Below are 20658 nucleotides of genomic sequence, written 5' to 3' on the forward strand. Positions count from 1 at the left end.
AATGAAGCGGTTACTCCTGGCAATCCTCCCGGCGGTTGCGGTGCTCCTCGGGGTCTTCGTGGGTAGCTACCCGACCAACCCGCTCCACCTTGATGACTTGGCCAGGGCAGTGATATGGGAAATCAGGCTTCCGAGGACTCTTATGGGGGTCTCGGCAGGAATGGCCCTGAGCCTGGGCGGGATGACCCTTCAGGCGGTTTTCAGAAACCCTCTCGTTGACACCTACATTCTGGGTGTAGCATCGGGAGTGGCCTTCGGCGCGGCACTGGCCGTCGCTTTTCTCCCCTTCATAGGTCTCGCACCGCTCGCGCTCCTCTTCGGCCTCTTGGCGGTTTTCTTAGCTTATTACCTCGCGCGCGTCAACGGCAGGGTCTCTACCGTCTCGCTAATCCTCGGCGGAATAATCGTTACTGCCCTTTTCTCCGCACTCCTTTCCCTCCTTGAACTGCTCCTTCCGAGCGAGAGCTTATCCGGTTTAGTCGTCTGGCTGATGGGAAGCTTGGCGAGCTCAACGTGGAAGACGGTGGTTTATTCCCTTCCCGGAGTCGTCCTCATAGCCGTGCTCCTCTACCTCCTCCGCTGGAACCTGAACGCAATGAGCCTCGGCGACGAGGCTGAGCTCCTCGGCCTGAACGTTTCCTTCTGGAGAGGGATTTTCGTGTTCCTGTCGGCCATTCTAACGGCGCTCGTGATTTCCTTCACGGGTATAATTGGCTGGGTCGGGCTGATAGTCCCGCACACGGCGAGAATGCTCGTCGGGCCCGAGCACTCGAAGCTGATTCCCGCAACAATCTCGATTGGAATAACCGTTATGGTCTTGGCGGATGTGATAGTCCGCCTTCTTCCGGGGGACATCCCCGTCGGGATAATAACGACCCTCGTGGGTGTTCCATTCTTCGCGTATCTCCTCAGAAAAACCGGAGGTGGTTGGAGTTGAGAATTCTCATCGTTTACACGACCCGCTACGGAACGACCGAAAGGGCCGTGGAGTTGGCCAAGAGGCTCTTCGAGGAGGAAGGCCACGAAGTGGAGGTAAGGGAGGTTAAGGAGAACCCCTCGCCGAGGGGCTACGACCTGGTCGTCATGAGCGCACCCGTTTACCGCGACGGCCCGCACTGGGATTTGACGGACTGGATAAGCGAGCACAGGGAGGAGCTGGAGGAGATACCCAAGGCGTTCTTTCTGGTGGCGATGCACTTGGCGGGCTCGGTCTTCATGGGGAAGCTCCACGGGGGAATAGCCTACTCCCAGCCACTGATAGAAGCCTTCGAGGTTCCGCCCTTCTACGGAACGCTCATCGGGGGCGAGATTGACGTTGAAAGGCTCAGCGACGAGGACAGAAGGAAGATGAGGAGGTTTTATGCCGTTTTGGGAGAGAAGCTCGAAAGCAAGAGCCTTTACAGGGAGGAGGACGTTAAAGCGTTCGTGAGGAGGACTCTATTGTATTACGACTGGTTCGGGAAGCACTTCAGGCGGGGCGAGGTCGATAAGGCCAAGGACTTCGACTTCATGGAGAAGGTAAGGGAGATGGAGGCAAGGCTCGATGCTGAGGGCTGAAAACCTCTCGTACTCCTACGGGGACTTCGAAATCGAGGGGGTTAGCCTGGAGGTTGAGACGGGTGAGTTCGTCGCCCTAATCGGGCCGAACGGCGCGGGGAAGAGCACGCTCCTGAGTCTAATCTACGGCCTGTTGAGGCCCGAAAAGGGACGCGTCATGGTTGAGGGAAGGGACGTTCTAAGGCTGTCCCCCAGGGAGCGGGCGAAACTGCTCGGCTACGTTCCTCAGAGCCACTTCCCGACGTTCCCATTCAGGGTTCTCGACTTCGTTCTCCTCGGGGCAACCCCTGAACTCGGGGCCTTCGGCTCGCCAGGGAAGGAGCACAGGGAAAGGGCTGAAAGGTTGCTCAAACACTTCGGCCTCGATGCTTATCGGGAAAAACCCTACACTTCTCTAAGCGGTGGACAGAAAAGGCTTCTCCTCCTCGCGAGGGCGATGATGACGTCGCCGAAATACCTCCTCCTCGACGAGCCGACGAGTGAGCTCGACCTCAAGAACGCCCTCCTTGTCCTCGGAACCGTTAAGAGGCTCGCGAGGGATGGTGTTGGTGTCCTAGCGGTTCTCCACGACCCCAACTTAGCCTACCTTTTCGCCGACAGGGTCGTCCTCATGAGGGACGGAAGGATAGTGGCTGAAGGAAAGCCCTCGGAGGTCCTGTCCGAGGAGCTTTTGAGCGGGCTTTACGGGGTTAAGCTTAAGGTGATAGAGTGCAACGGGGAAAGGGTTTTGAGGGTCCTTCCGGAGGTGCTCCCATGAGGGACGTGCGCGACTATCTGGAATGGCTTGAAGCGAGAAACGAGCTGATTAGAGTTAGTGAGGAGCTTTCGCCCGAGCTTGAGATTCCCGCGTTTCTGAGGAGGGCGATGTATCAAAAGGCCGGTGCGGTCCTCTTCGAGCGCGTTAAGGGTTACCCTGAGTGGAGAGTTATCGGAAACCTCTTCACGAGTGTTGAGACCGTTAGGGAAGCCCTCGGCGTTGAAAGGCTTGAGGAAATCGGCGAGAGACCGCTCAAGCTCATGGAAAGCCTGCCCCTGGGTTTTGCCGACAAGCTCTCCTCGCTGGGGAAGCTGAAGGAGATGAGCGCCTATCTCCCAAAGCTCGTGAGAAAAGCGGAGTTCACGAGGAACGTTGTGGAGGACGAGCCCCTGAACTTCGTTCCGGCCTTTAAAACGTGGCCGATGGACGGCTCGCGCTACCTCACCTACCCGCTCGTCTGCTTCTCGGACCCGAAAGGGGTTAACTCCATCAGCGTCTACCGCGTCATGCTCCTCGACGGCGAGAGGGGTGTAATCCACTGGCAGGTTCACAAGCGCGGGAGTCAGGCCTGGAGGGACTACCTCGAGAGGAACGACGGCAAAATGCCGGTCGCGATAGCGATTGGCTCCGACATAGGCACTCTATTGACGGCCGTCTCTCCCGTTCCTTATCCGATGGACAAGCTCCTCTTCGCGGGCTTCGTCCGCGGTTCGGGTTTGGAGCTCTACCGCCTGCCCAACGGCGTCCTCGTTCCGGCCAACGCGGAAGCGGTCATAGAGGGCTACGTTCAGGTTGACGAGCTGAGCGAGGAGGGCCCCTTCGGCGACCACTTCGGCTTCTACGATAAGCCGAGCGAGAGGAACGAGCTCTACCCCATTTTCCACGCCGAGAGGATTTACTACCGAGATAACCCGATTTACTACGGCTCCGTCGTCGGGAAACCGCCGTTGGAAGATGCCGTAATCGGAAAGGCCATCGAGAGGATTTTCCTCCCGTTGATGAGGGTCGTTTTGCCGGAGGTCGTCGATGTGAACTTTCCTGAATACGGTGTCTTTCAGGGCGTCGCGATAGTCTCGATAAAGAAGCGCTACCCCGGGCAGGGGAAGAAGGTTCTCAACGCGCTCTGGGGAACGGGGCAGATGGCGCTGACGAAGGTCATAGTGGTTGTCAGCGACGACATCAACCCCCACGACATAGACCAGGTGATATGGGCGATAGCTTCCTTCGTGAACCCCGAGCGGGACGTTTTAATAATCCCGCACGCCCACACAGACGCGCTCGACCCGGCCGTTCCGAGGCCTCCGCTCGGGAGCAAGCTCGGCATAGACGCCACCAGAAAGCTTCCTGAGGAGATGGACGGCAGGGTCGTGGAGGAGGTTAAAGAAGACCCCGAAGTCCTTGAAAGGCTCGAAGGGCTTTTCAAGAAATACCTCGGTGGTGGCGATGGCCTTTGACCCCGGAGAGGTGAGGGAAGCCAACAGGTTTCACGCTCTCATGAGGCTCGTCAGGATAGAGCACACGCTCTTCAGCCTGCCCTACGCCTACGTCGGCGCTTTCCTCAGCGGTTTCCCTGTAACCCTGAGGGAGCTAATCCTGATGAGCCTTGCCCTGCTCGGGCTCAGGACCTCTGCTTTGGCCTACAACAACATAGCCGACCTCGACATAGACAGCCAGAACCCGAGGACGTGGAACAGACCGCTGATTAGAGGGGCTGTTAGGGTGAGCGACGCCTGGTGGCTCGTCGTCGTTGGCTCAGTAATCTACTTCGTCTCGGCAGTCCTATTAAACCGCTGGACAGCCCTGCTCAGTCCGATTCCCTGGTTAATAGCGATGAGCTACTCCGGAGCTAAAAGAAAGCACAGCTTCCCTCATCTCCACCTCGGATTAACGCTCGCCCTGGCCGTTGCGGGCGGAACGATAGCCGTCGCTGGAAACGCTCCTTTCATGGAAGTCCTCGCGCGGATTCCCTGGGCGTTCTTCTTCGGTGTCCTCTTCTGGGTGGCAGGCTTCGACACGATATACACGATAATGGACTACGAGTTCGACGTTAAGCACGGCGTTGGAAGCATCCCCGCGAGGTTTGGCATAGAGAAGGCCCTCAAGATTGCCCTCGCCTTTCATCTTCTCGCTATAGGCCTCTTCGGCCTGGCTGGATTTCTCTACGGCCTCGGCCGGGTTTATCTAGCCGGCTGGCTCGTCGCGAGCGCCCTAATCCTCTACGAGAACGCAATCGTCTGGAAGAGCCTTGACAACGTTCCAAAGGCATTCAACCTCAACATTCCAATCGGCCTAATCCTCACGCTTTCGGCCATAGCGGACAAGCTTTTAGGAGGGATTTGAATGAGAAAAGCTTTGGCGTTGCTCCTAATCGGGCTGGTTGTGATGGTTTCGGGTTGCATAAGCTCGAACTCGACCACAAACACCTCCACAAAGGCGGAGCTTCCCACCGTTAAAGCCGCGACCCTGCTTGGAGGAATCAGCACGCTCGATATAATGCAGGCCAAGGGTTTTGACAGGGAGAACGGCTTCAAGGTCGAGGTTCTCAGGCTCGGCAAGACCCCCGACATAATAGCGGCCCTCGAAAAGGGGGAAACGGACTTTGCGGTCATTCCCGCTGAGATGGCGGCTAAGTTGGCCCAGAGCGGGGTTAGAATAAAAATCATCGGCGTTGACATGTTTCAGAACCAAGCGATAATCGGGAAGGAGGATATGAACCCCGCCGAGCTGAGGGGTAAGAAAATCGGCGCCGTCGTCGCTTCCGGAACCTTCAAGCTCTTCCAGGCTTACATGAAGGTCCTCTACAACCTCACTCCAGAGGATTACACCGTCGTGAACGTCCCGCCCGGCTCGGTTGAGGACTCGCTCAAAAGCGTTGACGCCGTCGTAATCTGGGAGCCGATTGTAAGCCAGCTTATAGTGAAGAACTACACGGTAATAGCGACGTTTTCAGAGCTCTGGAACGAGGCCAGAGAGCGTGGCATAGTTCAGGGACCGCCGGTAATGCTCGTCTGGGTCGTCAGGGAGGACTTCCTTGAAAAGCACAGGGATTTGGTCGATGCCTTCATAAAGGCCCAGATTGAGAGCGCCGAGTTCTGGAAAACTCACCCCGCCGAGACGAAGGAAATCTTCGGAAAGCTCTACCACCTCGATGAAAAAACGCTTGACCTTCTCTACAACAGAACAGAAATTAACGACGAGAGGCTCAACGATGAGCTGATAACCGGCATCAAGAGCGAGTGGAAGCTGGCCTACCTCGGGGGCTACCTGAAGGAGAACCCCGAGAACCTCGACATCTTCTACAGGGGTTGAGCATGAGGGGCTGGCTCTACCTTTTCCTCTTTGCACTGGCCTCATGGCTCGTCCTGTCCCACCTGTATCCAGCCCTAATCCCCACCCCGGCTGAGACTTTGGCGTTCTACCGCGAGGTTGGGCTTTCCCTAATCCTCTCCTCGCTTCTGCTGACGCTCTACCACAGTTTCTCCGGCTTTCTGGTCGCTTCCCTTCTGACGGGCCTCGCGATGCTTCTGGCGCTCTACTCAAAGGCCTTCAGGGACTTTCTGAACGCTTTAAACGTCTTCCTCCAGAGCGTCTCGGTCCTCGTCTGGACGATAGTCTTCATAATGCTCTTCGGCGTTACGAGTTCAATCGCGACGATACTCGTTACCGCGATGGCGTCCTTTCCGGCACTGCTTTCGGCCGGAGTGAGCTCGAGCGAAAAGGTGATAGAAAAATACCGCCCGCTGATAGTTCTTCTCAAACCCTCAAAGCTTCAGCTCTACCGGCACTTCATCGTCCCGGGAACGCTCCCCGAGATGGTCTCGGCAGGCAGAGTCGCCCTGGGAATAGCGCTCAGGATAAGCGTCGTTGCCGAGGCTTTTGGCTCCGCTGGCGGAATCGGCTACCAGCTCGTCTACTCCTACGATTTGGGAATTAAAGCCGGAGTCTTCGCGTGGGCACTGCTCCTCATAGCGCTTATGATAGCCCTCGACCAGCTTTTACTAAGGAGGCTCGAGGAATGGGTGAAAGGCTGGTACTGGTGAGAAATCTGAAAAAGTCCTTCAGCGAGCCCATACTCGACGGGGTTAGCCTTGAGGTTAGGGCCGGCGAGGTGGTCGGCCTCATCGGGCCGAACGGGACCGGAAAGAGCACCCTCGTGAAAATTCTGGCGGGAGTTGAGAATCCCGATTCGGGCGAGGTCTTTGTGAAGAACCCCTCTGTCCTCTATCAGGAGGACTACCTTCTCCCCTGGAAGAGGTTGAGGGACAACGTCTGCCTGCCGGCCCGCTTCAGGGGAAGGGAGTGCAGGCTCGAATACGTTGAGAGACTCGGCCTGGAGAACTACCTCGACCTCTATCCAAAGGAAGTGAGCGGGGGGACGAGGAGGAAGGCCTCTCTCCTGCGCGCCCTGCTCATGGACTTCGACGTTCTAATTCTGGACGAGCCCTTTACCGGCCTCGACGCGCGCTCCAAAGAAGAACTTCTTTCCATAATTCGGGAATTAGCTAATTCTGGAAAAGGTGTTCTGGTCGTCTCGCACCAGCTCGAGGAGCTCTTCAAGGTCGCCGACAGGGTCTACCTCATAGGTGGAAGGCCCGCGAAGATAAAGAAGGTCCTCGGGAGGGAGGAGCTTGGTAAAGGAGCTCTTTGACAGCATCGCGGAGCGCTACGATTTGACCAACAGGCTGATAAGCCTTGGTCTCGACAGGCTATGGAGGAGAAAGGCCTGTGAGGAGGTTTTAAAGTCCCTTAAGGTTCGCGAAAGGCCGTTAAAAATCCTTGACGTGGCCTGCGGAACGGGAGACATGATGCTCTGCATGAGGAAGAGGCTTGAAAAGAGAAACCTATCCGGCGAGTTCTATGGCCTCGACTGTAGTGAGGAGATGCTCAGGATAGCGAGGAGGAAGGTTCCCTTCGCGAGGCTGAGCGTTGGAACTGCCGAGGAAATGCCCTATCCCGATGGGAGCTTTGATATAGTCAGCGTCGCCTTCGGCCTCAGGAACTTTTCCGACAGGGAAAAAGCCATAAAGGAACTCCACCGCGTTCTGAAGCCTGGCGGAAGGCTCGTAATCCTTGAGTTCTCAAAGAATCCCTCGCTTCTCGGGAAGATGGCATGGCTATACACGAGAACGGTTGTTCCCATCATCGGAAAGCTGACGACGGGCAACGAAAAAGCTTACGAACACCTTGTCAGCTCGATAGATGCCTTTTCCTCGCCGGAGGAACTTAGGGGAGAGTTCGAGAAGAGGGGTTTTAGGGCAAAACGCCTCCGCTGGCTCTTCCCGAGGATAGCGTTCATTCTCGTTCTGGAGAGGCTCTGATGAGCCTCACGGCACCGTTGACGAGCCGTTCCTCCTCAACGTTGAAGCCTTCCACCCGAAGGAGCTGAGCTATGTTAGTTCTGAAGTCAGTTCCCGTGAGCCTTGATGTTAACGCGCTTATCCCGGAGAGCAACGCCCTGAAAGCCCTGTTTTCAGGAGGGGAACACTCCATAGCGAGGAGAAAGCCGTTCGGCTTTAGAACCCGGTTTATCTCCCGAATGACCCTTTCCTTCTCCGGGACGACGCAGAGGAAGAAGGTAGAAACCACGGTCTCGAAGCTCTTATCTGAGAATGGGAGGCTTCTTGCGTCCGCTTGAATCAGCTTAACCGGGACTTCGGCTCTTTTCTTTTTCGCCTTCTCGAGCATTTTTCTGCTGATGTCGACGCCGAGTACTTCCTCAACGTTTCTGTAGAACGGAAGGTTCAGCCCGGTTCCAACGCCAAGCTCTAGGACCCTGCCTTTAGCCCGGGAAATCAGCCTTTTTCGCGCTTTTCTTATTCCGGTAGGCCTTTCGAGGAGACCGTTGATGGGCTCATAGACGTAGCTCGCTAAGTTATATTTCACCTCAACCCCTCCGCCGTCCATTTAATTGACTCGTCGAGGCTCCTGAGCGCTCCCAAAAGCTCAAGGGCGTCGTTTCTCTCGCAGGTGTTCTCGGTTAAGGCCATGAGGAGAGAACCGTCAAGCCTCCCGAGGAGCCTTAGGACTCGCTCTGGAGCTGGAAGAAGGAGCATTCTTTTCCCGGCCCCTTCCATAACTTTCCTCACGAGCTCGCCGAGTGAAATGACTTCCCCTCCGCAGGCGTTGAACTTGCCCTTTTTGCCTTCCACGAGTTTTAGGTGAAGCCCGGCCAAATCCCTCAAATCAATCGGCTGGACAGGCGTTTTCAGGTTCGGAAAGACCTTAAACCGTATGGCATCGCGGAAGAGCCTCTGCCCCTGACCGAGGACGAACGAGGGTCTCACTATCGCGTGGTTTTTAACTTCCCTCACGGCCCTCTCGCCAAGGGCCTTGGTTCTGAAGTAAGGAACCCTTGAGTTCTCGTCCGCTCCAAGAGCGCTCGTGTGAATCAACCGCGAGCCGGTTCTTCTCACGCCTTCAGCGATAAGCCTCGGGATTTCCACGTGAGCCGTTTGGTAGTCGCCCCTGAGGACACCTATGAAGTTGACCACCACGTCGGGGTTCAGCCTTTCGATTAAGGCCGGTATTTCGGAAGATTCGGAAAAGCGGACAGTTTTAAAGCCCTCAACCGACCTTCTGACGGCGAGAACTACTTCGTCAACCCCGGAAAGGCGAGAAGAAACGAAAGAGCCAATGAAGCCAGTCCCGCCGAAGACGAGAATCAACTCACCCACCCTGGGCTAAGAGCGTTCTCAGCTGGGCTTTCCTCGCGCCCAGCTCCCTGTCGAGCATGAAGAGGCCGTGCGGATTGTCGCCGATTATCCTAAGCTTGTCCACTATCGCCTTTGTGCTCGCTTCTTCCTCGACCTGCTCCTCGACAAACCACTGGAGGAACTGATAGGTCGCTCTGTCCTTCTCCTCCTCGGCCAAATCAACGAGCTTGAAGATGGACTGCGTAACGCCGACCTCGTGGAGGTAAACCGCCTCAAATGCCTTGAGCGGGCTCTCGAAGTCCTGCTTGGGCTTCTCAATCCTCTCAAGCTCGACCGTTCCTCCCCTGTTGAAGATGTAGTCGTAGAACTTCATCGCGTGCCCGAGTTCCTCCTCCGCCTGTGCCTCCATCCAGCTGGCAAAACCGTCGAGGCCCTTCTCCTTGAAGTAGGCCGCGATTCCAAGGTAGAAGTAGGCAGAGAAGAGCTCCTTGTTGAGCTGTTCGTTCAGGGCTTTGAGCATCCTTTCGCTCAGCATGATATCACCTCACTCTTTCTTGTTTTCGAACCTTATAAGTTTATCTATCGAACCTTAGAACAGGGCTGTCAGAGTGAATGTATTTGGGCGTTTCATTGGCAGTTCTCCAAAAACCCACCTTTGTGTAATCAAAACGCCAATCTATCCTTGAAAGTTCGGGAAAAATTTTGTCGTTCTGTCAGAGGCGTTTTAGATTAGCCTACCAAAAGTTCATTAGGGAAACCGAAAAAGTTATATCTCAGAACATCACTGGTCAGTATCGGGAACAAACCCACATAAGTGGGTAAGGAGGTGATTGGAAATGGCAAAGACTACCTTTGAGGAGGAGATTTACCTTAGGGCCCTGACCGGAAGGCTCGTTGGAAAGGCGCTGGCGGACCTCGGACTCAACAAGGTTGCCGTCGTGGCAAGCAAGAACATCATCTGCTCAAGCATCGCGACCGCGACCGAGGCGACCTTCATAACCCTCAGCGGGGGCGTTACCTACCACTTCCTCGCCGAGAAGGGCAGGGAGGCCGAGCTTGCCGAGCGCGTCAAGGAGTTCGCCCCCCAGGTTACCGTCCTCCAGTTCGGCGGTGAAACTCCAATAGAGGAAACCAAGGGGATATTCGTCGAGACCCTCAGACAGTTCGCCGAGAAGGACGTTCCCGGTGCCTTCGTCGTCCACGTCAGGATTTTCGCCGCTGGCGGACTCGCAGAGGCCCTTAAGGACGAGAAGATTAAGGAGTACCTGAGCAAGAAGGACCTCTTCGTCTACACCGTCGGCTTCGACGAGGGCAAGGTCTACGTCAACAAGATAATCCTCGACGGCGAGGAGCTCAGGCTCGAGAAGCTCGCGGAGTACCAGGTTACCCTCGAGCACGCCGACCTGCTCAACCGCTCGCTGAAGGACAGGAGCGTTACCTTCGCCTGATTTCCCGGCTTTTTGTTCCCCATTTTTGTCCCATAAGGTCTTTAAACGCATAACGGTACTCTTCTCGGTGTTGCTATGAAGGTTAAGATAATCCTCGGAACGGGGAGAGAGGGCAGGGAAAGCGAGAGGGTTGCGAGGTATCTCCTCAGGAAAGCGAGAGAGCGCTTCGACGCCGAGCTCATAGACGTTCGAGACTACAAACTCTGCCACACCCACCGCTGGAAGGTCCCGCCCGAGGTCGAGGATTACCGGCGGAAGATGCTTGAGGCCGACGCCCTAATCATCGTCGCTCCCGAGTACAACGGCGGTTTTCCCGGGGAGCTGAAGGTTCTGCTGGATACGCTCTTCGAGGAGTACGAGGGGTTGCCAGTTGGAATCGCCACAGTTTCGAGCGTTACCGGCGGGGCGAGGCTTCTGCAGGAGTTAAAGCTCCTCGCGACGAACTACCGCATGCTACCCGTCTCGTGGGTGCTCTTCTACAACGTGGGCGAGCTCTTCGAGGGGGACGAGCTGAAGGACGAGAAGTACCGCGAGAGGGTTGAGAGGTTTTTCGAGAGGCTTGAAAAGTACGCAAAAGCTCTGAAGCCGATTAGGGACGAGGTCAGGAGGGAGCTGAGATGAGAATTTTTAGGGTTCCAAGGGAGCCCGGGGCGGGAGGAACGATAATCCTCGCCATAATTGGTGGCTTGCTCCTCAGCGGTGCCAGTTTGGTTGGCTGGGTAATAGGTATTGCCGTCGCTCTGTTAACGTTCTTCACCTTCGACTACGCCTTCGACTCCTACCGCGCGTGGAAGCTCCGGGATATGGCCGTCGCGCTGGGACTCAACGGTCTGGCGTATCTCCTTCCGGCTCTCTACTGGGGAACGGTCGATGAGCTCATCATTCCCCTCGCCATCGTTGGAGTTATCTTCGCCCTCCACTTCGCATTCTCCCGGGCAAAGGGCTGGAAAAACCCGGTAACGTATGCGCTCGGCAACCTACTGCCGGCAGTCCCGGCACTCTTCGCTCCGGCCGTGTCAGGTAAGCCCTTCACGGATAAGGTGCTCGTGTTCTGGTTCCTACTGGCTTACTACGAGGCCATTGGAGCCGCTTATGTGGAAACAAAGCTCGCCTTCAGGAAGTTCCCGCGGAAGTACCCGCTGATAGCTTGGCTTCCCGCTTTCATCGTGGTTCTCTACAACCCCTACCTGGCAATAGCCCTCATCGAGCCAACAATTAGACTCGTGAGGAACCTGAAGGACACCACTTACGTGGCCAGGATAGAGGACATCAAAAAGCTCGGCTGGAGCGTCTTCAGGAGCGTGATACTCCTCTACCTCCTAACGCTGGCGATACTCTACCTGACGTGATGGCTATGCCCTTCAATCCCGCCTTCGCGGACACTCTCGACAACCCCGAGCGCAGGAGGGCGCTTCCGGTAAAAGAGATACTGCGTTATCTACTGTCCCTGAAGATGGAGCGAAAGATTGCCGTTGATGTTGGAGCAGGGACCGGCTACCTCACCGTCCCGCTCTCGTGGGTCTTTGAGAGGGTTTACGCGGTCGAGGCTAACCCGACGATGGCGAAGTTACTGAAAGAGAACATCGAGGGTGGGGGCATCGCGAACGTTGAGATAATCCTCTCCGAGAAACCGCCCGAGCTTCCGAAGAGGCCGAACCTCGTTGCTTTTTCCCTCTCGCTCCACGAGGTCGGTGACTGGCGGGGCTATCTGAGATGGGCGTCGAGGGCGGACTACGTTCTCGTAATCGAGTGGTGTCCCGAGTCGGAGCGCGGTCCGCCGAGGGAGGAGAAGATTCCGCGGGAGGAGCTGATTGAGCTTGATGGCTTCGAGGTCGTTCTCTCGAGGGTGCGGTTTCCCTACTACCTTGTGATTCTGAGGCCAGTGCGAAGAGGTTAAATAAGTGCATCACGAATACACTTCGGTGGGAAAGATGGAGATAGTTATTCCCGATGACGTTCTCGTTTCCCTCAAGCTCCCGAAGAGCGAGGTTGAAAGGGAGCTGAAGCTTGAGTTAGCGCTGATTCTCTACTCAAGGGGCGCATTATCCCTTGGGAAAGCCGCCAAACTAGCCGGGCTTACGAAGAGGGAATTCATTGAGGAGCTTGCAAGGCGGAGAATCCCGAGGCACTACACTGAGAGAGAGCTTGAGGAGGATTTGGACTTTGCCCGTGGTTAGCAACTCCACTCCCCTCATTCACCTCGCCAAAATCGGCAGGCTCGACCTTTTGAGGGAGTTCTTTGGTGAAGTCATCATTCCAAAGGCTGTTTACAGGGAGTGCATCCTTGAGGGAAAAGGTTCGAGGGACGCGGAGCTCATTGAAAAGGCCGACTGGATAAAGGTTGTGGAAATAAAGGACGAGACCCTCAAGAAGTCGCTTATGCTCGAGCTTGATGAGGGGGAGAGCGAGGCAATTGTCCTCGCGCTTGAAACCAACGCCGAGCTTCTGCTTATCGACGACTACGATGGCAGGGAAGTTGCAAGGGCACTGGGGCTGAAGGTTACTGGAACGATTGGCGTTCTGCTGAGGGCGAAGTTCCAGGGGATAATTCCGAGTGTCAAAGAAGAGCTTGAGAAGCTGAAGGAAACCGGCTTCTGGCTGAGCGAAGGGCTTTACAAAAGAATTTTGGAAGAGGTCGGGGAGAGTTAGGTTTCCCTCGCCTTCTTCATGCCGATTTCGACGCCCTTGGCGATAGCTTCCTTCATCATGATTTCTTGGAGTTTGAGTTTTAGTTGTTCCCTCCCGTGCCTGAGCCACATTAGTACAATCCCTGTTGCTCCCCAAAATAGATATCCAATGATAGGGACAATCAATGTCATACCCAAAGAAAAGAGGCTCAATCCAAGCCCCATTGCTACTATGTATTTAAGGCTCCTGTTGAGAGCATCCTGAAGCTCATAATAATAAGGCTCGGGCTTCTTAATTATCTCACTTGGCCAGTCTACCCATTGTGCATAGAACATAGGAATTATAGCACTAATCATGAGGTAAACGGCCGTCGAGGAAATTGCCATTTCCCTCCTCCCTCCGGATACTTATAGATTTCCCTCCTCCCGGAGGGTATAATATCTGGGAGAAGGCCGTTCCGAAAACCAAAGCTCTCTACTCTCGCGTGAAAACCTTTTTATTCGGAAAACCGAACTAAAACCGGTGATAGTCATGGTGAAGGCCAGAGTTGAGAAGCTCTGCACCGACCCGGAGCTTTACATCATCAGGATTGACGATGATGAGATTAAGTACTTCGAGGCGACCTGGTACATCCCCGAGGGAATAACCTACAACGCCTACCTGATGAAGCTGAAGGACGCGGTTGTGCTCTTCGACACGACCAAAGCTGAATACGCAGACCTCTTCCTCGAGAAGCTGAAGGAACTCGTGAACCCGGAGGAGATAACGCACATCATCGTCCACCACACCGAGCCGGACCACAGCGGGGCACTGCCAAAGGTCCTCGAGGCCAATGGCTATAAAGCCCAGGTCATAGGAACGGCCTTCGCGAGGAACCTGCTCGAGGGCTTCTACGGAAAAGACGTCGGCAAGAACTTCAAGGTCGTCAAGGACGGCGAGGAAATGAGCATCGGCGGAAAGACCTTCCGCTTCATCACCGTCCCCTGGCTCCACTGGCCGGACACGATGATAACCTACGTCGTCGAGGACAGGCTGATATTCAGCTGCGACGCCGGTGGTGGCTACTCGATTCCAGAGACGATAGACGACAGCGACGAGGAGGTCGTTCAGCGCTATCTGCCTCACGTCACCAAGTACATCGTCACCGTCATTGGCCACTACCACAAGTACATCGTTCAGAACCTCAAGAAGCTCAAGAACCTTGGAATCGTCGAAGACGCCAAGATGATTCTGCCCGGACACGGGATAGCGTGGTGCCACAATCCGAAGAGAATCTTCGAGTTCTACGAGCGCGTTGGAGCGGGGATTCCCGAGAAGGACAAGGTTCTCGTGGTCTACGACTCGATGTACGGCTTCGTTGAGAGGAGAATGGAGATAGTGCTCGACGAGCTTAAGAAGCTCGGAAAGAAGCCGGTGGTTTACCGCTTCACCGACAGGGAGGCTCCAGCGGTGAGCGACATCCTCGGCGAGGTCCCGAGTGCCGAAGCCATAATCATCGGTGCATCAACCTTCGAGGCCGAGATACACCCGCGCATACGCTACACGCTCTTCGAGATACTCGACAAAGCCAACTACGAGAAGCCCGTCCTAATCGTCGGAGCGTACGGCTGGGGCGGGGTTGCAGGAAGGAAGATAGAGACGCTCATAACGAGGAGCAAGTTCGACCACGTAGCTACCGTCGAGAGCAGGGGAATGCCAAGCGAAGAGGACGAGGCCAAACTGAGGGAAGCCGTCAGGAAGCTCGTCGAGTGGGCCTCGTGACTTCCGCTTCTCTTTCTCTTCTCAACAGCTTTACTCCCCTCAGGTTCGAAAAGTGTTATATACTCTCGCTCCCATCTTAGTACGGTGTTTTCCATGCCCGTTGAGAGAGCCATGACCAAGAAGTTTTTGGAGGACGCCTTCGCAGGCGAGAGCATGGCCCACATGAAGTACCTGATTTTTGCCGAGCAGGCCGAGAAGGAGGGCTTTCCGAAGGTTGCCAAGCTTTTTAGAGCGATAGCCTACGCGGAGTTCGTCCACGCTAAGAACCACTTCATAGCCCTGGGCAAGCTCGGGAAGACCGAGGAGAACCTGAAGGAAGCCATAGCGGGCGAGACCTTCGAGGTCAAGGAGATGTACCCCGTTTACAAGAACTCCGCCGAGTTCCAGGGTGAGAATGAAGCAGTAAGGAGCACACACTACGCCCTTGAGGCCGAGAAGCTCCACGCCGAGCTTTACGAGAAGGCCAAGGAGACGGTTGCGAAGGGCGAGGATATCGAGGTGAAGAAGGTCTACATCTGCCCTGTCTGCGGGTACACTGCGGTCGACGAGGCCCCGGAGCGCTGTCCCGTGTGCGGTCTGCCGGGCGAAAAGTTCGTGGTCTTCGAGTGATTCCTTCGCTTTTCCATTTCACAGGTTTGAACCGCAAACCTTATAAGTGCTCAATCCTATCCTACATCGGTGAAAGAAGTGGCAAAGTGGAGATGCATAATCTGTGGATACATCTACGATGAGGACGAGGGCGACCCGGACAACGGGATAGAGCCCGGAACCAAGTTTGAAGACCTTCCCGAGGATTGGGTCTGCCCGCTCTGCGGTGCGTCCAAGGACCAGTTTGAAAAGATAGAGTGAGGTGGTTGAGATGCTGAGCGAAACCATAAAGAGTGGAGACTGGAAGGGGGAGAAGCACGTCCCCGTTATAGAGTACGAGAAGGAGGGCGACCTCGTCAAGGTCGAGGTCAGCGTTGGCAAGGAGATACCGCACCCGAACACCCCGGAGCACCACATAGCGTGGATTGAACTCTACTTCCACCCCGAGGGGGAGAACTTCCCGATTCTCGTCGGCAGGGTTGCCTTCACCAACCACAGCGACCCGCTGACCGAGCCGAGGGCGGTCTTCTTCTTCAGGACGAGCAAGAAGGGCAAGCTCTACGCGCTCAGCTACTGCAACATCCACGGCCTCTGGGAGAACGAGGTCGCGCTCGAGTGACCCCTTTCTTTTTCCGCCCCACCCCCGTTTTTATTTGGAGAGTTCAAACGTTACGGTGGTCCAGTTCTCAACGGTCCTGACCTCAATCCCGTTCAAGCCCTGGGAGTATTCAACGCCCGTTCTGCAGACCGAGACCGTCACGTTCTCCGGCATCTTCCCGAACTCGAGATGATACCGTATCACCGCATCGCCAGGCAGGAACAGAAGGGACTGAAAAGGACCCCAGAAGACCATAAAGTCGTAGTTCTGCCCTACCGCTCGGCCGTCAACATACACCCTAACCCCGCAGGAGTCCCTGGGAACGGCAATTAGAACGTCCACAACCACGAGGGAACCCGAGGTCTTCCAGTACAGCGCAACCCCGTCGGACCGTGCTGAATGGCCGTACGACTCAAATGGAACGTGGAAGAGAACCGGCGAGAGGAGAAGGGAAGCCGTGAAAATCGCGATGGCCTTCTTCGGCGAGAAGTTGATGGTAACGTTGGTCTTCGCTGTCATAGGTAGCTTCCAGTAGGAGTAGGCCTCGACGAAGCGGGCGATGGCCATCAAAACAACGCCAACCAGGATGGGAAAGAGGAGGGCGCCGATGAGGTAAACGTTTCCGGCGAGGTTGAAGTTCAGCTCATCCGTTGATTCAGCAAACAGGCCCATTCTCACCCGGTACACAAGGGCGTTCGCAACGAGAACCGGATAAGCCGGCGCAAGGGAGTTGACGAGTTTGTAAAAGCCCCAGGAAGGATTGAGAAGGACCCACTTGGAGCTTAAGGTTAAGAGATAAAGTGCGACGGCGAAAAGTCCCACCTCAACCGCGAAGAGCTTAAGTGGCCTTGAGTCAACGTCGACGTTCCACAGGTAGAGGCCGAGCAGGTAAACCACGAGGCCGAGACCCGTGGCGATGAGGGAAAAAGAGCCGAGGAGTGGCGCGAGGAGGAGAAGCAGACTTCCCGCGAGGAGGTATTCCCTTCCACTTATGGGAACAAACCTTTCTTCAACCGCCACTCTTATCCCCGGCAAAACTACAGGTTTTAACACTTAAGGTTTTGGGCAAGGTTTAAAGGCTTAACGCCATAGTTTATATGGTTGAGAATTATGGATTCGTACTCTCTTGTAATGTCCGTTGACGGTCCGCTCGTCCTGGTCGGGGTCTTTCTCACTTGGCACCTGACGAGGCTCGTCGAACGAAACCGGCTTGGAAGGGAGAAACTGTCCTGGTTAATCCTGGCAGGAGGATTAATAACGGCCTTTGGCTTTACAGGCTACCTCGCCGGCTTCAATCTCGGAGTGCTGGTCATAATTGGCCCGGCTATCATCGCGTACGCCCTCTCAATGAGCGGACTCGTCGGGGCAAAGCTCGAAATGCTGGTTCAAATCGGTTTAATGGTCCTCTCCATACCAATCAGCGAAGAGCCCAAAACATACACAATTCTAATGTTTTCCGACGTCTCCCTTCTCCTCCTTATGGATGCGGTGGCTTTCTACTCTAACTCGCCGAAAAAACCTGCCTCAATGGCCCGCCTGTCCGCGTGGCTTCTCGTGGCCTTCACGGTGGTGAACGCGATTTACTACCGCTCCCTGCCGGCACTCCTGCTTTACACCGCCTCGGTGTCGCTGTGGATAACCGCGTTGCTCCTCTCGTATCCTTCAGCCAAAGTTCTCAACTCTGCCCAGGAAGGCTTATAACTGACCAGTCGAAGGGGAATCGGTGAGGGAAATGAAGGTTTACAGTCCAGACAGGGAGTGGCCCGAGCCATACAGGGCCGTCATCGAGGAGCTGAAGAAAATCACCGACCCGGTAACAGGAGGAGATATCCTCGATTCTGGCGTTGTTGCGGGCCTTGAGGTCACCAACGACACGCTCAAAATATGGCTTCGCTTCGAGAGCCACGCCGAGTACAACATCATAGGCGAGAGCCCCATAGCGTACTCCAAGATAATTGGAGACATAATGGAGCGCTTTGCCCTCGTTAAGTTCGACAACGTCTACGTCTACGACCTCGGCAACCACGTTGTTGGAAAGTTCGAGAACAGGAAGGGTTACAGGGCTGAAGACCTCTCCGGGGAGAAGGTTTGAATGCCCCTCCCGGACTTTTTACGGCCCAGGAAGAGGCCGGAGCCAGGTCCAAGGAAGGACCTCCCCGGGGAAGTTAAGCGCGTTGTGAAGCTACTCGAAAGGGTTAGGGACCCTGAAACCGGCCTCAACATCGTCGAGGAGGGCCTCGTCTACGGCCTCACCGTTGAAGGTAAGTGCGTCGAGGTCTTTCTCCTCATGGCCCGCTCCACGCCGGAGTGCCACGCCTGCCAGATGCTGGCGATAAACGTCCAGAGGAAGATACTGGACGAGATAGTTTCGATTCTTAAAACGGAAGGGTTTAATACCGTGAGGGTGTATAACGAACTTGGACTGCTTTTAGCGGAGGGATGATGTATGATAACTGAACTCGACGAGGGGCTTCCCCTCGAAAGGATTAAGGACTTCTCGCTTGAAGAACTCCTCGGAATGGCCATAAAGGCCGAAATCGGCGCGAGGAAGTTCTACGAGAGCCTCGCGGAGAGCGTTGAGATAGGGGAGCTGGAGGAAAAGGTAAGCTGGCTCGCAGGCGAGGAGAAGAAGCACGAGGAACTGTTGAGGAAGATTTACGCCGACTTCTTCCCCGGAAAGGAAGTGGTCTTTCCGGAGGAGCACATAGGACCGGAGCTCCAGCCCGTTGCCAGGAAGCTCGATAAGGTGGAGGACATAATAGACTTAATCAGGTGGGCGATGAAGGCCGAGGAGATAGCGGCTAGGTTCTACGCCGAGCTTGAGAACATGGTCGAGGACGAGAGGAAGAAGAGGCTAATGCGCTACCTCAGCGACATGGAGTGGGGCCACTACTACAACCTCAAAGCCGAGTACGAGCTCCTCCTCGACTGGGCAATGTACGACCAGATGATGCATGTCGGGCCTTAATGCGAGCTAAAATGGTAGAAAGGAGCGAAGTCAAAGCTCCACCTTTATCCCCGTTTCTTCTTCAACCTCCTCAAAGCCCTCCTTCATGTACTTCGCGAGCTCCTCGTCAACGGCGAAGAGAACCGCCAGGAACTCTCCAAAGTGCTCCTTCTCCTCGTTGGCGACGTCAAGGAAGACGTGCCTAATCCTCTCGTCCTCGATGTGCTCCGCCAACTGCTCGTAGAAGCTTATCGCGTCGAGCTCGGCCTCGATAGCCCAGCGAAGGGCCTGGGCGATTTCCCTCTTGCTCAACGGCCTGTCCTTCGGTAACTCAAACGGGTATTTGGCCAGCATGGTATCACCTCCATCAAATCCCTCAGAATCCATAAAAGGAAAGCGTTAGTCCACCTCAAGGCTGAAGTCCTGGTAGTCCATCCAGATGCCCGTCTTCATGACCGAGTCATACTGCGCCTTGAGCAACTCGTAGTGGGCCTTCTCTATCTTCGCCAGCTCCTCAAAGAGCCTTTTAACCGACTCGTGCCTTGCTTCCTTCGCGGCCTTCTCGTAGAACTCCCACGTGAGCTTTTCCTGCTCCATTCCAATCCTCACGGCATCGACTTCGCTTTCAATCTCCCCGGCCTTGACGAGAAGCTTTTCGAGGAGCTCTTCGCTTACGGCCGGTAACTTGCACTCCTCCGCAACGCGCTCAAGGAATTTCTCCTCGAACTCCTCCCAGTGGTCGGCCTCCTCCTTGGCCAGGAAAAGGAACATCTTTCTGGCCCTTTCGTCCTTCGTCCTCCTTGCGAGGTCGAGGTAGAAGCGCATCTCTGCCTTCTCAACCTCCAGCGCTAAGGCCAACGCCTCAAGCTCGTCCATAAAACCACCACAGTTATTTTAACCCCGACCCTAATAACCTTTGGGGGACGGAGATGGGTATCGAGATGGTCAAAGACCCGCTCGTCCTGAAGGAGGAGCTTTTGAGGTTCGTCTTCGACGTTTACCGCTCAACGAACGGCGCTTATCCCGCCCTGGAGTGGGTCGAGAAGAAGCCCTCACCGGACGACTTCGAAGGTTTCAGGCGGGTTTACGAGCCGTTCCTTGAGTTCAGACTCGGAGAGGAGTTCGATGAGCTCTACCTGCTGAGGGAAGGTGGAAAAATCGCGGGGACCGTGGCGCTCGTCTACAACCTCAAGGGCAAGGAAATTCACTGGGTTCCCGATGAGCTGAAGAACGAGAGGACGGGCCTAATTGAGTTCTTCATGACCGGCCCGGAATACAGGGGAAGGGGATACGGAAAGGCCCTGCTCGATTTCGCGGTGAAGAGACTCCTTGAGCTCGGAAAGACACCCTACGTTGTAACGTTTCCCTGGCTTGAGGCCTACGGCTACTACCTCCGGAAAGGCTTCGAGAAGGTCATGGACTACGGGGAGTTCGTGGTCCTGAGATACGTCGTTCCGTGAGATTTTCTCTGCGCTCCATACCCATTTTTGAACCACTGACAATTCCGCTCGGATTATTCTTCAAACTGTCGAAAAGTCTTCGGATAAGTTTATAACTCTCTTTGAAACACACCAATGCCACAGGTGGTGTGAGAGATGAAAGCGGAAAGCGTTACAACTCGGAGATTTGAGAGGAAATACACCGCTCTTCTGAGGGTTAGCCTTCATCATTGACTCTTCTGCCGGACTTGTAGTTAGTCGAAAAATTTTCGGAGGTGTTTT

At 55.3% G+C, this 20658-nt stretch carries 31 protein-coding genes; 24 read left to right on the top strand and 7 right to left on the bottom strand.

Annotated features, from left to right (window positions below; all coding sequences use genetic code 11):
* The first annotated feature begins 1 nt into the window (after position 1).
* Genes E3E28_RS09510 through ubiE form a run of 9 tightly spaced genes read left to right on the top strand, consistent with a single transcriptional unit; the run spans position 2 to position 7632 of the window.
* Positions 2-937, top strand: coding sequence for an iron ABC transporter permease (locus tag E3E28_RS09510; protein ID WP_167914883.1), 936 nt, complete (start codon positions 2-4; stop codon positions 935-937).
* A complete protein-coding gene (locus E3E28_RS09515) occupies positions 934-1557 on the top strand; it encodes a flavodoxin domain-containing protein (protein ID WP_167914884.1) in 624 nt (207 codons plus the stop codon). Before E3E28_RS09510 ends, E3E28_RS09515 begins: the two co-directional genes overlap by 4 nt.
* Positions 1544-2314 carry an ABC transporter ATP-binding protein gene (locus tag E3E28_RS09520; protein ID WP_167914885.1) on the top strand — a complete coding sequence of 257 codons (771 nt, stop codon included), beginning with the start codon at positions 1544-1546 and terminating at the stop codon, positions 2312-2314. The genes E3E28_RS09515 and E3E28_RS09520 overlap by 14 nt, the downstream gene beginning before the upstream one ends.
* Positions 2311-3768: a UbiD family decarboxylase gene (locus tag E3E28_RS09525; protein WP_167914886.1), complete on the top strand. Its 1458-nt coding sequence runs from the start codon at positions 2311-2313 to the stop codon at positions 3766-3768. Before E3E28_RS09520 ends, E3E28_RS09525 begins: the two co-directional genes overlap by 4 nt.
* Complete coding sequence (locus tag E3E28_RS09530) at positions 3758-4654, top strand: 4-hydroxybenzoate octaprenyltransferase (RefSeq protein WP_167915400.1); 897 nt, start codon at positions 3758-3760, stop codon at positions 4652-4654. The genes E3E28_RS09525 and E3E28_RS09530 overlap by 11 nt, the downstream gene beginning before the upstream one ends.
* Positions 4655-5623: an ABC transporter substrate-binding protein gene (locus E3E28_RS09535; protein WP_167914887.1), complete on the top strand. Its 969-nt coding sequence runs from the start codon at positions 4655-4657 to the stop codon at positions 5621-5623.
* A gap of 2 nt (positions 5624-5625) precedes the next feature.
* A complete protein-coding gene (locus E3E28_RS09540; protein WP_206203823.1) occupies positions 5626-6354 on the top strand; it encodes an ABC transporter permease in 729 nt (242 codons plus the stop codon).
* Entirely contained in the window at positions 6351-6962 is a 612-nt protein-coding gene (locus tag E3E28_RS09545) for an ATP-binding cassette domain-containing protein (RefSeq protein ID WP_167914889.1), read from the top strand. Before E3E28_RS09540 ends, E3E28_RS09545 begins: the two co-directional genes overlap by 4 nt.
* On the top strand, positions 6943-7632 hold the full coding sequence (ubiE, locus tag E3E28_RS09550) for a bifunctional demethylmenaquinone methyltransferase/2-methoxy-6-polyprenyl-1,4-benzoquinol methylase UbiE (RefSeq protein WP_167914890.1): 690 nt from the start codon (positions 6943-6945) through the stop codon (positions 7630-7632). The genes E3E28_RS09545 and ubiE overlap by 20 nt, the downstream gene beginning before the upstream one ends.
* On the opposite strand, the gene E3E28_RS09555 is transcribed toward ubiE, so the two are convergent.
* Genes E3E28_RS09555 through E3E28_RS09565 form a run of 3 tightly spaced genes read right to left on the bottom strand, consistent with a single transcriptional unit; the run spans position 7607 to position 9502 of the window.
* Positions 7607-8197, bottom strand: a complete 591-nt coding sequence (locus E3E28_RS09555; protein ID WP_167914891.1) for a class I SAM-dependent methyltransferase — start codon at positions 8195-8197, stop codon at positions 7607-7609. The genes ubiE and E3E28_RS09555 overlap by 26 nt on opposite strands.
* Positions 8194-8979: an NAD-dependent epimerase/dehydratase family protein gene (locus E3E28_RS09560; protein WP_167914892.1), complete on the bottom strand. Its 786-nt coding sequence runs from the start codon at positions 8977-8979 to the stop codon at positions 8194-8196. The genes E3E28_RS09555 and E3E28_RS09560 overlap by 4 nt, the downstream gene beginning before the upstream one ends.
* Before the next feature lies 1 nt (position 8980).
* Complete coding sequence (locus E3E28_RS09565) at positions 8981-9502, bottom strand: ferritin (RefSeq protein ID WP_167914893.1); 522 nt, start codon at positions 9500-9502, stop codon at positions 8981-8983.
* Positions 9503-9803: 301 nt separating this feature from the next.
* Between E3E28_RS09565 and E3E28_RS09570 the strand changes: the two genes are divergently transcribed.
* The 6 genes from E3E28_RS09570 to E3E28_RS09595 all read left to right on the top strand — a co-directional run bounded on the left by E3E28_RS09570 (position 9804) and on the right by E3E28_RS09595 (position 13064).
* Complete coding sequence (locus E3E28_RS09570; RefSeq protein ID WP_167914894.1) at positions 9804-10415, top strand: hypothetical protein; 612 nt, start codon at positions 9804-9806, stop codon at positions 10413-10415.
* A 75-nt stretch (positions 10416-10490) separates the two neighbouring features.
* Positions 10491-11036, top strand: coding sequence for an NADPH-dependent FMN reductase (locus tag E3E28_RS09575; RefSeq protein WP_167914895.1), 546 nt, complete (start codon positions 10491-10493; stop codon positions 11034-11036).
* Positions 11033-11764, top strand: coding sequence for a hypothetical protein (locus E3E28_RS09580; RefSeq protein ID WP_167914896.1), 732 nt, complete (start codon positions 11033-11035; stop codon positions 11762-11764). Before E3E28_RS09575 ends, E3E28_RS09580 begins: the two co-directional genes overlap by 4 nt.
* Positions 11764-12312, top strand: a complete 549-nt coding sequence (locus tag E3E28_RS09585) for a methyltransferase domain-containing protein (protein ID WP_167914897.1) — start codon at positions 11764-11766, stop codon at positions 12310-12312. Before E3E28_RS09580 ends, E3E28_RS09585 begins: the two co-directional genes overlap by 1 nt.
* Positions 12313-12346: 34 nt before the next feature.
* Positions 12347-12592, top strand: a complete 246-nt coding sequence (locus tag E3E28_RS09590; RefSeq protein WP_167915401.1) for a UPF0175 family protein — start codon at positions 12347-12349, stop codon at positions 12590-12592.
* Positions 12585-13064: a DUF3368 domain-containing protein gene (locus E3E28_RS09595; RefSeq protein WP_342764509.1), complete on the top strand. Its 480-nt coding sequence runs from the start codon at positions 12585-12587 to the stop codon at positions 13062-13064. The genes E3E28_RS09590 and E3E28_RS09595 overlap by 8 nt, the downstream gene beginning before the upstream one ends.
* Here E3E28_RS09595 and E3E28_RS09600 read toward each other — a convergent pair.
* Complete coding sequence (locus E3E28_RS09600; protein ID WP_167914899.1) at positions 13061-13429, bottom strand: hypothetical protein; 369 nt, start codon at positions 13427-13429, stop codon at positions 13061-13063. The genes E3E28_RS09595 and E3E28_RS09600 overlap by 4 nt on opposite strands.
* Positions 13430-13574: 145 nt before the next feature.
* Here E3E28_RS09600 and E3E28_RS09605 point away from each other — a divergent pair, with 145 nt between their 5' ends.
* The 4 genes from E3E28_RS09605 (at position 13575) to E3E28_RS09620 (ending at position 16011) form a co-directional block, all read left to right on the top strand.
* Positions 13575-14804, top strand: a complete 1230-nt coding sequence (locus E3E28_RS09605) for an FprA family A-type flavoprotein (RefSeq protein WP_167915402.1) — start codon at positions 13575-13577, stop codon at positions 14802-14804.
* 93 nt (positions 14805-14897) lie between these two features.
* Positions 14898-15413 carry a rubrerythrin family protein gene (locus E3E28_RS09610; RefSeq protein WP_167914900.1) on the top strand — a complete coding sequence of 172 codons (516 nt, stop codon included), beginning with the start codon at positions 14898-14900 and terminating at the stop codon, positions 15411-15413.
* A 78-nt stretch (positions 15414-15491) separates the two neighbouring features.
* Positions 15492-15653 carry a rubredoxin gene (gene rd, locus E3E28_RS09615; RefSeq protein ID WP_167915403.1) on the top strand — a complete coding sequence of 54 codons (162 nt, stop codon included), beginning with the start codon at positions 15492-15494 and terminating at the stop codon, positions 15651-15653.
* A 10-nt stretch (positions 15654-15663) separates the two neighbouring features.
* The gene (locus E3E28_RS09620; RefSeq protein ID WP_167914901.1) at positions 15664-16011 is read left to right on the top strand and encodes a class II SORL domain-containing protein; all 348 of its coding nucleotides are present in this window, start codon (positions 15664-15666) and stop codon (positions 16009-16011) included.
* Positions 16012-16041: 30 nt separating this feature from the next.
* Here E3E28_RS09620 and E3E28_RS09625 read toward each other — a convergent pair whose 3' ends face one another.
* On the bottom strand, positions 16042-17010 hold the full coding sequence (locus E3E28_RS09625) for a DUF996 domain-containing protein (protein ID WP_167914902.1): 969 nt from the start codon (positions 17008-17010) through the stop codon (positions 16042-16044).
* Positions 17011-17100: 90 nt separating this feature from the next.
* Between E3E28_RS09625 and E3E28_RS09630 the strand changes: the two genes are divergently transcribed.
* The 4 genes from E3E28_RS09630 to E3E28_RS09645 are packed head-to-tail and all read left to right on the top strand — an operon-like array spanning position 17101 to position 18958.
* Positions 17101-17691, top strand: coding sequence for a hypothetical protein (locus E3E28_RS09630; protein ID WP_167915404.1), 591 nt, complete (start codon positions 17101-17103; stop codon positions 17689-17691).
* Between the two features lie 31 nt (positions 17692-17722).
* A complete protein-coding gene (locus E3E28_RS09635; RefSeq protein WP_167915405.1) occupies positions 17723-18082 on the top strand; it encodes an iron-sulfur cluster assembly protein in 360 nt (119 codons plus the stop codon).
* Positions 18083-18433, top strand: coding sequence for an iron-sulfur cluster assembly protein (locus tag E3E28_RS09640; RefSeq protein ID WP_167914903.1), 351 nt, complete (start codon positions 18083-18085; stop codon positions 18431-18433).
* A gap of 3 nt (positions 18434-18436) precedes the next feature.
* On the top strand, positions 18437-18958 hold the full coding sequence (locus E3E28_RS09645) for a ferritin family protein (RefSeq protein ID WP_167914904.1): 522 nt from the start codon (positions 18437-18439) through the stop codon (positions 18956-18958).
* A 30-nt stretch (positions 18959-18988) separates the two neighbouring features.
* On the opposite strand, the gene E3E28_RS09650 is transcribed toward E3E28_RS09645, so the two are convergent.
* Both E3E28_RS09650 and E3E28_RS09655 read right to left on the bottom strand, forming a co-directional pair.
* Positions 18989-19291 carry a ferritin family protein gene (locus E3E28_RS09650; RefSeq protein WP_167914905.1) on the bottom strand — a complete coding sequence of 101 codons (303 nt, stop codon included), beginning with the start codon at positions 19289-19291 and terminating at the stop codon, positions 18989-18991.
* A 45-nt stretch (positions 19292-19336) separates the two neighbouring features.
* The gene (locus tag E3E28_RS09655) at positions 19337-19813 is read right to left on the bottom strand and encodes a ferritin family protein (RefSeq protein WP_167914906.1); all 477 of its coding nucleotides are present in this window, start codon (positions 19811-19813) and stop codon (positions 19337-19339) included.
* Positions 19814-19866: 53 nt separating this feature from the next.
* Between E3E28_RS09655 and E3E28_RS09660 the strand changes: the two genes are divergently transcribed.
* Entirely contained in the window at positions 19867-20397 is a 531-nt protein-coding gene (locus E3E28_RS09660; protein WP_167914907.1) for a GNAT family N-acetyltransferase, read from the top strand.
* Positions 20398-20658 lie beyond the last annotated feature (261 nt).

Origin of the sequence: Thermococcus sp. 21S9, assembly GCF_012027635.1 — an archaeon.
Lineage (GTDB): Archaea > Methanobacteriota_B > Thermococci > Thermococcales > Thermococcaceae > Thermococcus.